Consider the following 13,722-nt stretch of genomic DNA (forward strand, 5'->3'; position numbering starts at 1 on the left):
GCTCGGAAGCCATGGCCCTCGGAGGAGGTGCGGGGTGGACTACCTGTGCTGGTAGGCCACCAGGGAGATCCCCACGTAGTGCACGACGAACGCCGCCAGCGTGAAGGAGTGGAACACCTCGTGGAAGCCGAACCAGCGCGGTGACGGGTTCGGGCGCTTGATGCCGTAGATCACGCCGCCCGCGCTGTAGAGGACACCGCCGACGATCACCAGGACCAGGACCGCGATGCCGCCGGTGCGCATGAAGTCGGGCAGGAAGAAGACGGCCGCCCAGCCCATCGCGATGTAGCAGGGGGTGTAGAGCCAGCGCGGGGCGCCGACCCAGAAGACGCGGAAGACGATGCCGGCCGCGGCGGCGGCCCAGATGCCCCACAGCAGCCACTGCCCCTTGGCGCCCGGCAGGAGCAGCATCGTCAGCGGTGTGTAGGTGCCCGCGATGATCAGGAAGATGTTGGCGTGATCGAGCCGGCGCAGGATGCCGTCCATGCGCGGACTCCAGTTGCCCCGGTGGTACAGCGCGCTCACGCCGAACAGCAGACAGGCCGTGAGGACGTAGATCCCGCAGGCGAGGCGGCCTCTGGGGGAGTCCGCGAGGGCGGTGAGGACCAGGCCCGCGACGAGAACGGCCGGAAACATACCGAGGTGCAGCCAGCCGCGGAGCTTCGGCTTGATCTCGTCCGTGAGTTGCTGGGCATGGTGCGCGATCTGGTGCGGCAGCGAGGGCGCGGCGGACCCGCGGCCGGCGGCCGGCGTGTCCGTTTGCGCGTCGGGGACGGGCGCAGTCATGCGGGGCATCGTACCTACGGAACCGTAAGTTACGCGTCAGAGCGGCCGGATGAGTGACCGTTAGTGGCCATCGTCTCATGGGGTACCCGGAATGGACGCACCCGGGGTGAAGCCGTGGTGACGCATCGAAAACATCTTGATGAGTGGCGATGCTCACGCCGCTCACCTGTGACGCCCTCTGGACATATGCGCAGACGCGTCGGATGATCAAATGAGTGCGGTCGGCACCGGATGAGCGCGGAAGATCGGAATGGCCGATCCGAACTGCGAAGCATCCGGGTCGCGGCCCCCACGGGGCATACAAGGGCATAGTCGAACATCCTGTACAGCCAGGAAAAATCCCTCATTCTAGGAGCAACCGTGGCGCGCGACATCGCGGCTCCCCCCGTCGTCCCCACCAACCACCGCGAACTGGTCTCGTGGGTGAACGAGATCGCAGAACTGACGCAGCCGGACAGCGTGGTCTGGTGCGACGGATCCGAGGCCGAGTACGAGCGTCTGAGCGAGGAGCTCGTCGCCAAGGGCACCTTCAAGAAACTCGACCCGATCAAGCGCCCCAACTCGTACTACGCCGCCTCCGACCCGACCGACGTCGCGCGCGTCGAGGACCGGACCTTCATCTGCTCCGAGAAGGAGGAGGACGCGGGCCCGACGAACCACTGGATGGCCCCCGCCGAGATGCGGGACGTCTTCTCCGGTGAGAAGGGCGTCTTCCGCGGCTCGATGCGCGGCCGGACCATGTACGTCGTCCCGTTCTGCATGGGCCCCCTCGGCTCGAAGCTCTCCGCGATCGGCGTCGAGATCACCGACTCCGCCTATGTCGCGGTCTCCATGCGCACCATGACCCGCATGGGCCAGGCCGTCCTCGACGAACTCGGCGACGACGGCTTCTTCGTCAAGGCCGTGCACTCCGTCGGCGCCCCGCTGGAGGCCGGCGAGCAGGACGTCCCGTGGCCCTGCAACCAGACCAAGTACATCTCCCACTTCCCCGAGAGCCGCGAGATCTGGTCCTACGGCTCCGGCTACGGCGGCAACGCCCTGCTCGGCAAGAAGTGCTACGCCCTGCGGATCGCGTCCGTGATGGCCCGCGACGAGGGCTGGCTCGCCGAGCACATGCTGATCCTCAAGCTCACGCCCCCGCAGGGCGAGTCCAAGTACGTGGCGGCGGCCTTCCCCTCCGCCTGCGGCAAGACCAACCTCGCCATGCTGGAGCCCACCATCTCCGGCTGGACCGTCGAGACCATCGGCGACGACATCGCCTGGATGCGCTTCGGCGAGGACGGCCGCCTGTACGCCATCAACCCCGAGGCCGGTTTCTTCGGCGTCGCGCCCGGCACCGGCGAGCACACCAACGCCAACGCGATGAAGACGCTGTGGGGCAACTCGGTCTTCACCAACGTGGCGCTGACGGACGACGGCGACATCTGGTGGGAGGGCATGACGGAGGAGACCCCGGCCCACCTCACCGACTGGAAGGGCAACGACTGGACGCCTTCCTCCGACGTCCCCGCCGCCCACCCCAACGCCCGGTTCACCGTCCCCGCGTCCCAGTGCCCGATCATCGCGCCCGAGTGGGAGGACCCCAAGGGCGTGCCGATCTCCGCGATCCTCTTCGGCGGCCGCCGCGCCACCGCCGTACCGCTGGTGACCGAGTCCTTCGACTGGAACCACGGCGTCTTCCTCGGCGCCAACGTGGCCTCCGAGAAGACCGCCGCCGCCGAGGGCAAGGTCGGCGAGCTGCGCCGCGACCCCTTCGCGATGCTGCCGTTCTGCGGCTACAACATGGGCGACTACATGGCCCACTGGATCAAGGTCGGCAAGTCCGCCGACCAGGCCAAGCTGCCGAAGATCTACTACGTCAACTGGTTCCGCAAGAACGACGAGGGCAAGTTCGTCTGGCCCGGCTTCGGTGAGAACAGCCGCGTCCTGAAGTGGATCGTCGAGCGCCTCGACGGCAAGGCCGAGGGCGTCGAGACCCCCATCGGCATCCTGCCGGCCAAGGGCGCCCTCGACACCAACGGCCTCGAACTGGCCGAGTCCGACCTCGACTTCCTCCTCACCGTCGACAAGGAGATCTGGCGCGAGGAGGCGGCGCTCGTCCCCGACCACCTCAACACCTTCGGCGATCACACGCCGAAGGAGCTGTGGGACGAGTACAACGCGCTGGTGCAGCGCCTGGGCTGACGCCGCCCACCGAACTCCGCGGCCGGTTGGGATTGCCCTGACCAGTGATCGTCACGGCCGGCCGCGGTGCGAAACCGGCGAGGTTCCGTACAACGACGTACGGGGCTCTGGGCCTGTCGCCGCGTCCTCGTCCGCCCCGACGGAGACACGGCGGCAGGCCCTCGCCTGCATCTCCGGGGCTCGCGCTGAACGCCGACGGCACCTTCACGATCAACGACCCGCACCAGCGTCGACCGCCCCGGCCACTGTCTACGTCAGAGGCTGATCGCCGCCCGTCCCGCCCCGGTCCTCCAGATACCGGGTGTGGGTCTCCTGGCGGCGGGCCTCCACCTCGCGCAGGCCCGCCGCCAGGTTCTCCGCGTCCTTCTTCAACAGGCCGAGCTGCCGCTCCAGATGGAGCTCCGGCGACTCGGTGCCCGGCGACATCCGCGTCCACCACCGCGTCCGCGCGAAGCTGTCGACGGCCTCGGGCAGATCGCGCCGGACAATACGGGAGAGGACATGCACGCCCTCCGGGTCGTGCGCGAGCAGCTCGGCGACCCAGCCCTTGTCGAGCAGCGCGGTCAGGAGCTCGGTCAGTTCTCGGAGACGGGCCGCGGCCGTCACCGACAGCTCGACGTCCGTCAGATAGCCGCGCAGCTTCTCGAAGTCTCCGCGCAGTTCGTCCAGCTGGGCCGAGGGGTCCGGGAAGTCGGGCGGCGCGGGCCGCTCCGGCGGGGCGATCAGCGCGCCCGCGCCGTACAGGCCCACGACCACGACCGGCCAGTACGGTCCCGCCACCCCTGTGAAGGTCAGCGCCAGGCCGACCAGCCCGCACGCGCTGCCGGCGATGTTCTTGCGGGACTCCAGGTACGCCCCTGCCCTACTGGTAGCCACGGATCTCCTCGAAGGCACCGTCCAGTGACCCTTGCTGGGCGTCGAAGAGCCGGCCGCCGGTCAGCTCGGCGATGTACTCCAGCTCCGACTTGCTGGAGTCGCCGAAGAGGATGGGGAAGACGGGTGTCGAGCGTCGCTCGCGGTCCAGGCCGATGTACCAGGCGTGGAAGCCGGCCGAGTCGGTGCCCGCGGTGTTCTCGCCGTCCGTCATCAGCACGATCGACGTGAACGTGTCCCTGCCGGAGCCCAGATGCTGGTACGCCGCCTCCAGCGAGGTGTAGATCGCGGTGTCGCCCTCGGCGGTCAGCGCGTCGGTGTCCTCCCGGATACCCGCGAGCCCGGCCTTCGGGTCGGACGGCTCCACGACATGCGTGGCCACGCTCTTCACACTCGACCCGAACGGCATCAGCGTGACCTCCTCGCGCTCGCGGAAGTCACCGGTGAGGTCGGTGAGCGCCTTCTTCAGCTGCTCCAGGCGGTCGCCCTCCATCGAGCCCGAGGTGTCGAGGACGTAGACCGTCCTGGACGGGCGGCGCAGCTCGTTCTCGTACGAGTCGAGGAGGCCGTCGGCGACGGAACGGGTGCCCGGGAAGGGCAGTTCGCGCCGGCGGCCGGGGTCGAGGCCGGGTGCGGGGTCGACGGAGGGGACGACCGGGCGGCGATGGGTGCGCTCCGTGATCAGCCGCTGCGTGCCGTCTGTGCGCAGGGCCTCGGTGAGGCGGCGGACGTCCTCGCGGGTCGCGGCGTTCGTCGAGGCGAGGGAGGAGAGCGGGTAGTCGGCGGTGACGACGCCGTCCTTGGGGCGGATCACGGTCAGGCCCGGGATGCCCTTGAGGACGGACTCGTAGTTGAGCAGCGCGTCGACGTTGCCGCGCCGCTTGTACGCCGTCGCCAGCCAGCCCGACGAACCCGACGTCAGCTTCTGCCCCTTGAAGAACTCCTTCAGCCGGGGCGAGGCCTTGTCGACGTCCGCGTCCGTCAGGGCGGCCTGCGCGCCGGACAGGGCCGAGGCGACGGAGACCAGGGTGGCGAAGCCGGAGTTGGAGCGGGCTGGGTCCGTCATCCCGTACGTCAACCTGCCGTCCTGGACGGCCTGTTCGATCTGCGACCAGGTGACGTCACCGGGCTTCCAGCCCAGCTGGGCGAGCCGCGTCGACTTGACGCCGACCGCGACCGGGCTCGACATGACCGGCGTCTCCGACACGACCTTCTTGGCCGCTTCGGGGCGTAGCCGCAGATAGTCGTTGGAGGACAGCCACAGCGCGTCGTAACGCCCGTCCGCCTTGCCCTTCGCCAGCAGTTCCACGGCGTCGAGGGTGCCCATGTAGGTGGGCCGGACCTCGATGCCGGTGTCGTCGGCGATCCGCTCCAGGACCGGGGCCATGTCGCTGAGCTCGCTGGAGGCGAGGATGCGCAGGGAGCCGGGTCTCGGGGCGTTGTCGGGCTCGTCGGCCGCCTTCTGCGAGGTGCAGGCGGTCAGCAGCGCCAGCGCGGCGAGCGCCGGAGCGAGTATGCGTGCTCTCATCCGAGGCCGCCTTCCAGCGCGCCCTGCGAACGGCTGCGTTCCAAGTAGCCGCTCGCGTTCTGCAGTTCGGCGGTCAGGTTCTCCACGGTCGCCGCCATCGCCTCGGTCGCCTGCACCTTGTAGGAGTCGATGGCGTCGAGCGTGCGGTAGATCTGCTGGAAGGCGCTCCGGAGGGTCTCGGCGCCCACCGCCGGGTCGGCGGCGATGCGCTGGATCTCCCCGCTCTGCGTGGCGAGCATCTCGGCATTGCCCCGGATCAGGTCCTCGGTGGTCCCGCGCAGGGCGTTGACCTGCTCGATGACCTTCTTCTGGTTGTCGAGCGCCGAGGCCAGCATCACGGAGATGCGCAGCGCCGAGACGGTGGTCGTGGCCGCCCGGTCGACGCCCTTGATCAGCTCCTCGTTGTTGCGTCGTACGACGTCCATGGCGAGGTATCCCTGCGCGCACACCGCGAGCTGGGTGAGCAGATCCTGGTGCTTCTGCCGGACGGGGAAGAGGATGTCGGCGCGCAGCCCGTCGGCCTGCTGCGGGTCGACGACCTGCGCGATGTGCTGCTCGACGGCCGTGTCCAGGGCCTCGGTCAGCACCACATACTCCTGGAGCTTGCCCATGGTCTCCCACAGCCGCACCCGCTCCGTCTGAAGCGCCGCGTTGTCCCGCCGCAGCTCGTCCTGCCCGCCCCGCAGCGACCCCACGATCTTGTTCAGGGTGCCTTGCGCGGAGGCGTACTTGGCGACGTGGTCGCGCAGCTTGTTGCCGCCCGGCAGCCGCGACAGGAACTTCCGCCCCTTGGAGGCGGGCAGATCCCTCGGGTCGAGGTCCTCGACCACCCGGCGCAGTTCCACCAGCGATCCGGCGACCTGCGACTGCGCGTCCCCGCCCTTGTCGGGCAGGCTGCGGATGGTCCGCTCCAGCATGCGGTTGGACTGCGCGGCCGCCGACCGCATCTCCCCGGCCCCCAGCGCGGTGATCTCACCGACCTTGCCGGCGAACTCGGGGGAGCGGGCGTCGAGTCCGGCGAGCGCGTCCACATAGGCGGACGCCTTGCCGGCCATGTCGCTGCGGACGCCGTCGTCGACCGGGACGAGTCCACCGGCCTTCTCGCGCGGCACGGCGGCCACGGGCTCGGGCGGGGTGAGGACGAAGTCGCCGTCGTCGTTGATGCTCATCTGCTGTTGCCCCCCTTATCCGCGCGCCCGCAGCGCCAGCTCGTGCAGCACCTTGGAGGTGGGCACGGGGGCCTGGTGGACGCCGGTCAGTTCCTGCTTGAGGTAGTTGGTGTCCGAGGCGAACCCCGCGATCTCGCCCTGCGGCCGGAACCCGTGCCGGACCTCCAGCTTGCGCAACTCCTCGTCCGTGGAGAGGAGTTCGGCGACGGCCTTGCCGTTGTCGGTCAGCGGTACGACGGTGTGGTCGCTGTTGACCGTGGTGTCCGGGTAGAGGACGACCAGGTCGTCGGGCTGCTGTCCCTGGGCCAGCAGGGAGGCGACCTGGGACTCGTAGACCACGACCAGCGGATTGCCGGCCCCGCTGACGAAGTCCCGGAACACGGCGTCACTGCTCGACTGCTGGGCGCCCTGCACACTGACCAGCTTGTGCAGGAGGGGCGCGGTGCGGCCGACCTCCTGCTCGCCGGCGACGACCTTGCCGCCGTTCTCGACGTAGGAGGCGGCGGCGAGATAGAGGGCGCCGGAGTTGGAGGTCTCGGGATCGGTGCTGGAGAGGTAGAGGGTGCCGGTCAACTCCCCGTACTTCTTGGCCCCCTTGAGCTGCTGCCAGGTGCGATCCGCGCGGGCGGCGTCCAGATAGGCCGCCATCTTCAGCGTCCCCCGGTGGGCCTCGTCCAGCGTGGCGAGCCCGTTGCTGGCGAGCACCTCGGCGGCGTTCTTGTGCGCCACCACGACGAGGGGCGAGTAGAAGGGCCGGGGCAGGGTCCCCGTCACCTTGTACTTGGCGGCCAGCTCACGGGCCGGCGCCTGACTCGACGGGAGCGCGAGGTCGTACCCCTTGAGGTCCAGCCCCTCCATGGCCCAGGACCCGGAGGTCTCGGCCTTCACGGTGTAGCCCTTGGCGGCGAGGGCCTTCACCACGTCGGGATCGGCGAAGAACTCGGCCTTCTCCGACCCGATCACCGCGCGCACGGTCTTCGTTGCCGTGCCCTTGTCCTCATTGCTACGGCCTGCGACGACGGCGGCCACCACGCCACCGATCAGCAACACCGCGAGGACGATTCCTGCGATACGTCTCACGGGGTGGAGAGTGCTCGCGGAATCCAACGTTCCCGAGCGAAAGGGATGAACGGGGGGTGTCGTCCTGGTCCCGTTACAACACGGGGGACGCTGACGCCCTCAGGGGCGCGAGGCTGTGTCGATTTGCGGCTCCGCCGCGTGGGCGCGACCAGCCACAGACGACGGTCAGCCGCCACACAACAAACCATGGCAACCCGGTCCGCGCGTCACTGCGGTGCACACGCGGACCGGGGCCGATCAGGGGCCGCTCAGCCGACGCCGCTAAGTTCCTGCGGCTCAGCCTGCGCAGCAACATGCGCATCCATCCGCTCCGCAGCCAGAATCGCCGCAGCGGTATCCGCCCGAGACGCCGCGACAACCAGCGCCCGCCCGGCAAGGGCATGCGCGCGACGATGCAGGGCCGCGAGCTTCGAGTCGCCGGTCGTCGACGTCCGGACCGGCGTCGTCCCACCCCGCAGCCGGGCCACCTGCTCGGCGAGCCGCTCGGCGGCCGCGTCGAGGTCGGTGGACGGTTCGAGCGAGCGCAGCGCATCCGTGACGGTGAGCAGCGCCGCGAGATGCCCGGCGAGCTGGATGTCCAGCTCCTCCTCGCGCGAGCGGTGCGGGAAGTCGGACGTGGTGCCGGCCATCGTGCTGTGGACCGACTTGGTTCGGATCGGTTCGTACATGGGGATGGCCTCCTGTGCGCTGACAGGAAACCATCCTAGCTTAGATTCAGTCTAAAGTTGAGCGCTTCGCAAAACAGGACTCGTCCGCCTACGCAGGGTCACGGCTGGCCGTACCCGTCCAGGAACCGCCCGATCCGGCCCACCGCGTCCCGCAGGTCCGTGACCGTCGGCAGCGTCACCACCCGGAAGTGATCCGACTCCGGCCAGTTGAAGCCGCTGCCCTGCACCACCATGATCTTCTCGCGCCGCAGCAGGTCCAGGACCATCTGGCGGTCGTCCTTGATCTTGAAGACCTTGGGGTCGAGGCGCGGGAAGAGATACAGCGCCCCCTTCGGCCGTACACAGGTCACGCCGGGGATCTGCGTGAGCAGCTCATAGGCGACGTCCATCTGCTCCTTCAGCCGCCCGCCGGGCAGCACCAGGTCATTGATGGTCTGGCGCCCGCTGAGCGCGGCGACCACCCCGTGCTGACCGGGCATGTTCGCGCACAGCCGCATGTTCGCGAGGATGGTGAGGCCCTCGATATAGGAGTCGGCGTGCGCGCGCGGGCCCGAGATCGACATCCAGCCCACCCGGTACCCGGCGACGCGGTACGCCTTCGACATGCCGTTGAAGGTGAGGGTCAGCAGGTCGGGGGCGATGGCGGCGGTCGCGGTGTGGGTGGCGCCGTCGTAGAGGATCTTGTCGTAGATCTCGTCCGAGCAGACCAGGAGGTTGTGCCGGCGGGCGATGTCCGTCAGCCCCCGGATCATGGCCTCGTCGTACACCGCGCCCGTCGGATTGTTGGGGTTGATGATGACGATGGCCTTGGTGCGGTCGGTGACCTTGCGCTCGATGTCGGCGAGGTCGGGCATCCAGTCGGACTGCTCGTCGCACCGGTAGTGCACGGCGGTGCCGCCGGACAGCGACACGGCGGCGGTCCACAGGGGGTAGTCGGGGGCCGGGACCAGCACCTCGTCGCCGTCGTCCAGCAGCGCCTGCATGGCCATGACGATCAGCTCGGAGACGCCGTTGCCGATGAAGACATGCTCGACGTCGGTCTCGATGCCGAGGGTCTGGTTGTGCATGACGACGGCCCGGCGCGCGGCCAGCAGGCCCTTCGCGTCGCCGTAGCCATGCGCCGACGACACATTGCGGAGGATGTCCTCCAGGATCTCGGGCGGGCACTCGAAGCCGAACGCGGCCGGGTTGCCGGTGTTCAGCTTGAGGATCCGATGCCCCGCCGACTCGAGCCGCATCGCCTCCTCGAGTACCGGGCCCCGGATCTCGTAACAGACGTTGGCGAGCTTGGTCGACTGGATCACCTGCATGTCAAGGAGCTTACGGCCCGGTAAAGCGCCTTGGTCGGTGTTTTCCGCCACGTGAGACGTGGGGGTTTGGGTCGTTACCGCCGGTAGCTGTCCCAGGGGTCACTCGCGTCCCTACAATCCACGGCCATGTCCAGGCCACCCGAGCGCGAGAACGCGGCACCCCAGGGCCAGCCGAACGTGTACCACCCACGGTCGGCGGCGCCCCCGGCCTACGAGGAGTACGCGGACCCGGCGGCCGCGCACGGCTGGCAGAACGGGTACGACGAGACGGCGGAGCTGCCTCGGTCGGTGGACGGCCACGACGACAACCCCGCGGACGCGGGCCCTCGCCGTGGGCGTCGGTCGGGCGGCTCGGGGCGCGGGGTGCGCCGCAGGCCGCGGGCTCGGACCCCGCGGCGCGTGGTGCTCGCGGCAGGTGCGGTGGGTGTGTCGGCGGCGGCGCTGGTGGCGGGGTTCTCCTTGTCCGGCTCTTCGTCGGACGGAGGCTCGCGCGGCAAGCAGGGTGACACGAGCCCGGCGTCGGAGGTCTCGGTGGACCGGACCGGCTCCCCGGGCGGCGATCCGGCCGCGCCCGGCTCGTCCGATGCCACCGGGGCGCCCCCGGCGAAGGCCCTGGACGCGTCGCCGAGCGCTTCCGCGTCCGATGCGGCTCGCGAGGACGACGGGACCCTCACGCCTTCATCGACGCCCGCCACCACGGGCACCGCGACCCCGGCCCCGACCGCCACGGCGAGCACGACGGCACCGGGCGGCGGACGGGGCGACAATCCGGGGCGGGGGCTGGGGAACACGAAGGGTCCCAAGTGAAGGGTTCCCGAGTTAAGGGGCCCGAGTAGGGACGCCCTCGACCGCGCATCAGCCCCCCGACCGCGCATCAGCCCCCGGCCCGCTCCTCAGCCCTTGACACGCCGGGCGACGGCCCGGACGAGGTCGGTCCTGGCGACCTGCAGCGCGAACCCCGCTCCGCCGTTCGGGGCGGGCTTGGCGTACCGCGGCAGGGTCCCTCGACGCCACTTGGCGGGCGGAAGCTTCTTCGGGAGCGCCGGAAGGGGCAACGACCAGCTGCCCAGCCGGAGTTCGCCGCGCCAGACGCCGGCCGGGAGTTCGGTGACGGGTACGCGGACGACGAAAGAGCCACCGCCTTCGGTGCGCGGGACCGCCCGGTGGGAAACCGTTTCGCCCTTTCCGTTCCGCAGCGTCACCGTGAGGGCGCCCTCGGGGTGCGCGGCGAGTGTGCAGCGGCCGGTGAACTCCAGCTCGGTCGGGGCGTCCGGGGCCCACCGGATCACGTCGTCGAGGCTGAGCCGAGAGCGCACCTTGTGCTTGCGCTCGCCGAGGTCGAGCGTGAAGTTGCCGTGCGGGTGGGTGGTGTACAGGGTGACCGCCCGCAGGCCCCCGGCGGTGGTCACGAGGTGTGTGGCGGCCTCGCCGGACACGTCCCCGGCCCGCTTGCTGCCGATGCGGACCTCGCGGGTGATCCCCTGGGCGCCGATGGCGAGGGAGATGTCCCACAGCCCGTCGCCGAGCGGGGTGCCGTCGGCGGCCGTGGCGATGTCGACGGAGACCTCGAACCCGGCCCGCTCGTAGCTGAACCGTCCGCCGTCCTCGCCGGCACCGGCGTCGGGCGTCGCGGTGTGGGTGACCGGCAGCCGGTACTCCACCTTGCTGTCGCGCTCGCGCAGCACCAGCTCGGTGCTGACGTCGAGGGTCTCCACGCGGTGGAGATAGCCGTGCCCGGCCAGATGCAGCACGGTGCCGCGCAGGTCGGCCCGGGTGACGTGATGGCGCACGCCGAGCTGGGCGGTGACGTCGTAGCAGTCGTCCGGGACGGCGCGGTCGGGGTCGCGCAGGAAGGGATAGAGGGCGAGGGCACGGCCGCCGTCGACGAGGACGGGCGTCGACACCTTGCTCTTGGCGAGCGCGCGCTCGAAGGCGACGAGTTCCAGCAGCTCGTCGAGCATCCGGTGACGTACGAGATGCAGGCGCAGCCGGGCCATGGCCGACAGCTGGTCGTTCAGCCCCTCGTGCCAGATCGGGGCTATGGCCTCGGCGAGGCGGGTGAGGGCCTTCTCCTGCACCTCGCGGGGTTCGCGGGCCAGGTGGCCGAGGAGCTGGTGGACCTCGACGGTGAGGTGGCGGTGGGCCAGGTGGTCGCGGCCCGGGCCGGGCGGCACGTTCTCCAGGAGCATGTCGATCACGCGGGGCAGGAAGGCCAGCCGGGGTTCGGTGCCGCCGGTGCGCAGCGTGATGTTGCCCTCGTCCTCCCGCCGCACCCAGTACAGGCAGTCGTAGGAGGCCAGCACGGATATGCCGCGCGCGTGCACATAGGCGGGGCCGACGAACAGCTGGTCCTCGCCTATGGACAGATCGGTCGGGAACCGCAGCCGGAGCCGCTCCAGCAGCTCCCGGCGGAACAGTTTCATCGGGTTGAGCGTCCAGTACACGCGGGACGAGAAGACGTCCGTCCGCGGCTGGTCGCGCTTGAACATCGAGGTGGGTGCGCCGCGCCCGCCGACGCCCACCATCTTGCCCAGCACCACATCGGTGCCGTTCTGCTCCGCCATGGCCACCATGCGCTCCAGGGCCTCGGGGCCCAGGTGGTCATCGGCGTCGAGGAAGAACACGAAGCGTCCGCGGGCGTGGTCGAGACCGAGGTTGCGCGGTGCGGAGGGGCCGCCGGAGTTCTCCTGCCGGAAGACGCGCAGCAGGTCGGGGTACTCCCCGGCCAGCCGGTCCAGTTCCGCGGCGGTGCCGTCCGTCGAGCCGTCGTCGACGACGATGATCTCCAGCTCGCTCCGGCCGATGGTCTGCTCGACGACGGAGGTGAGGCAACGCGTCAGATACGGCATCGCGTTGTAGGCGGCGACTATCACCGACACGGCAGGGGCAGCCATGGTCACGCTCTCCAATTGATACGGGGCACAACCCCGTTTCTCTTGGATGGCTCCGATATCGCACGATTCGTTGCCGTATAACGCCATTTGCGGGGAGATCTGCCAGCAGAGTTGTGAAGATATCACGACCTGTTGGTGCCTTTGAGGTGACCTACGCCCCACGGGGGCGAACTCGCCGGTAATCAACTCCTTGTCCGCACCCCCCTCCTGCGTGAGAATGCGCATGACAAAAGTGCGGGTGGCCGGAGATTTTCCGGTCACCCTCCTCGTATGAGGGGACCCCCACATGAGAAAACCGCTCGGCGCCGCCCTCCTCGCCCTGGCGATAGCCGGGGCCGGCGCCGCACCCGCGGCCGCGGCTCCCGTGGACTCCGCCGCCTCCTTCGGCAAGGGACTGGACACGGGCTCGGTCACGTCGGTCGTCAATGACACCGTCGCGTCCACCGCGGACACCCTCGGCCAGGTCCTGAGCCCCAACGCCAAGGCCAAGGCCGTCAACTTCGCGGGCACCGTCGCGCTCAGCAACTGCTCCGGCTCGGTCGTCCGCTTCCCGGCCTCCGAGGACAACGACCCGGCGCTGGTGATGACCAACGGCCACTGTCTGGAGACCGGCATGCCGGGCCCCGGCGACGTCGTGGTCGACCAGGCCTCCAGCCGCACCTTCAGCCTGCTCAACGCCTCCGGCAGCAAGGTCGCCACGCTGCGCGCCAGCAAGATCGCTTACGGGACGATGACCGACACGGACGTCGCCTTCTACCAGCTCACCACCACGTACGCGCAGATCAAGAGCTCGTACAGCATCAACGCGCTGACGGTGGCCGACACCCACCCGGTCAAGGGCACCGCCATCACCGTCGCCTCCGGCTACTGGAAGCGGTTGTACAGCTGCAACATCGACGGGTTCGCCTACCGCCTCAAGGAAGGCGACTGGACCTTCAAGGACTCGGTCCGCTACACCTCCGCCTGCAACACCATCGGCGGCACCTCCGGCTCCCCCGTCATCGACCAGGCCAGCAACAAGGTCGTCGCCGTCAACAACACCGGCAACGAGTCCGGTGAGCGCTGCACGGTCAACAACCCGTGCGAGGTCGACGAGAGCGGCAACGTCACCGTTCGCCAGGGCATCAACTACGCCCAGGAGACCTACCAGATCCCCGCCTGCTTCGGCGTCGACAACAAGCTCGACCTGAACGCGAGCGGCTGCGTGCTGCCCAAGCCGTAATCGATCAA

General features: G+C 69.6%; 11 protein-coding genes. 3 read left to right on the forward strand and 8 right to left on the reverse strand.

Annotated elements, in window-relative coordinates; translation table 11 throughout:
• Nucleotides 1–39: 39 nt before the first annotated feature.
• A complete protein-coding gene (gene trhA / locus IE325_RS09275) occupies nt 40–786 on the reverse strand; it encodes a PAQR family membrane homeostasis protein TrhA (RefSeq protein WP_190069294.1) in 747 nt (248 codons plus the stop codon).
• A 360-nt stretch (nt 787–1,146) separates the two neighbouring features.
• On the opposite strand from trhA, the gene IE325_RS09280 reads away from it, so the two are divergent.
• Entirely contained in the window at nt 1,147–2,970 is a 1,824-nt protein-coding gene (locus IE325_RS09280) for a phosphoenolpyruvate carboxykinase (GTP) (RefSeq protein WP_190069295.1), read from the forward strand.
• Between the two features lie 249 nt (nt 2,971–3,219).
• On the opposite strand, the gene IE325_RS09285 is transcribed toward IE325_RS09280, so the two are convergent.
• The 6 genes from IE325_RS09285 to IE325_RS09310 form a co-directional block, all read right to left on the reverse strand.
• Nucleotides 3,220–3,846 (reverse strand): hypothetical protein, encoded by a 627-nt coding sequence (locus tag IE325_RS09285; RefSeq protein ID WP_190069296.1) that lies wholly within the window; start codon nt 3,844–3,846, stop codon nt 3,220–3,222.
• Entirely contained in the window at nt 3,833–5,371 is a 1,539-nt protein-coding gene (locus IE325_RS09290) for a substrate-binding and vWA domain-containing protein (protein WP_190069297.1), read from the reverse strand. Before IE325_RS09290 ends, IE325_RS09285 begins: the two co-directional genes overlap by 14 nt.
• Complete coding sequence (locus IE325_RS09295; protein ID WP_190069298.1) at nt 5,368–6,540, reverse strand: toxic anion resistance protein; 1,173 nt, start codon at nt 6,538–6,540, stop codon at nt 5,368–5,370. The genes IE325_RS09290 and IE325_RS09295 overlap by 4 nt, the downstream gene beginning before the upstream one ends.
• 15 nt (nt 6,541–6,555) lie before the next feature.
• On the reverse strand, nt 6,556–7,620 hold the full coding sequence (locus IE325_RS09300) for a substrate-binding domain-containing protein (protein WP_190069299.1): 1,065 nt from the start codon (nt 7,618–7,620) through the stop codon (nt 6,556–6,558).
• Nucleotides 7,621–7,868: 248 nt separating this feature from the next.
• Nucleotides 7,869–8,288 carry an SCO4983 family protein gene (locus IE325_RS09305; protein ID WP_190069300.1) on the reverse strand — a complete coding sequence of 140 codons (420 nt, stop codon included), beginning with the start codon at nt 8,286–8,288 and terminating at the stop codon, nt 7,869–7,871.
• A 98-nt stretch (nt 8,289–8,386) separates the two neighbouring features.
• Nucleotides 8,387–9,598 carry a pyridoxal phosphate-dependent aminotransferase gene (locus tag IE325_RS09310; protein WP_190069301.1) on the reverse strand — a complete coding sequence of 404 codons (1,212 nt, stop codon included), beginning with the start codon at nt 9,596–9,598 and terminating at the stop codon, nt 8,387–8,389.
• A gap of 126 nt (nt 9,599–9,724) precedes the next feature.
• Between IE325_RS09310 and IE325_RS09315 the strand changes: the two genes are divergently transcribed.
• Nucleotides 9,725–10,405, forward strand: a complete 681-nt coding sequence (locus tag IE325_RS09315) for a hypothetical protein (protein WP_190069302.1) — start codon at nt 9,725–9,727, stop codon at nt 10,403–10,405.
• Nucleotides 10,406–10,491: 86 nt separating this feature from the next.
• Here IE325_RS09315 and IE325_RS09320 read toward each other — a convergent pair whose 3' ends face one another.
• Nucleotides 10,492–12,492, reverse strand: a complete 2,001-nt coding sequence (locus IE325_RS09320; RefSeq protein ID WP_190069303.1) for a glycosyltransferase family 2 protein — start codon at nt 12,490–12,492, stop codon at nt 10,492–10,494.
• Between the two features lie 286 nt (nt 12,493–12,778).
• Between IE325_RS09320 and IE325_RS09325 the strand changes: the two genes are divergently transcribed.
• Nucleotides 12,779–13,714: a S1 family peptidase gene (locus IE325_RS09325; RefSeq protein ID WP_190069304.1), complete on the forward strand. Its 936-nt coding sequence runs from the start codon at nt 12,779–12,781 to the stop codon at nt 13,712–13,714.
• Nucleotides 13,715–13,722 lie beyond the last annotated feature (8 nt).

The sequence above is a fragment of the Streptomyces lanatus genome, assembly GCF_014655715.1.
Lineage (GTDB): Bacteria > Actinomycetota > Actinomycetes > Streptomycetales > Streptomycetaceae > Streptomyces > Streptomyces lanatus.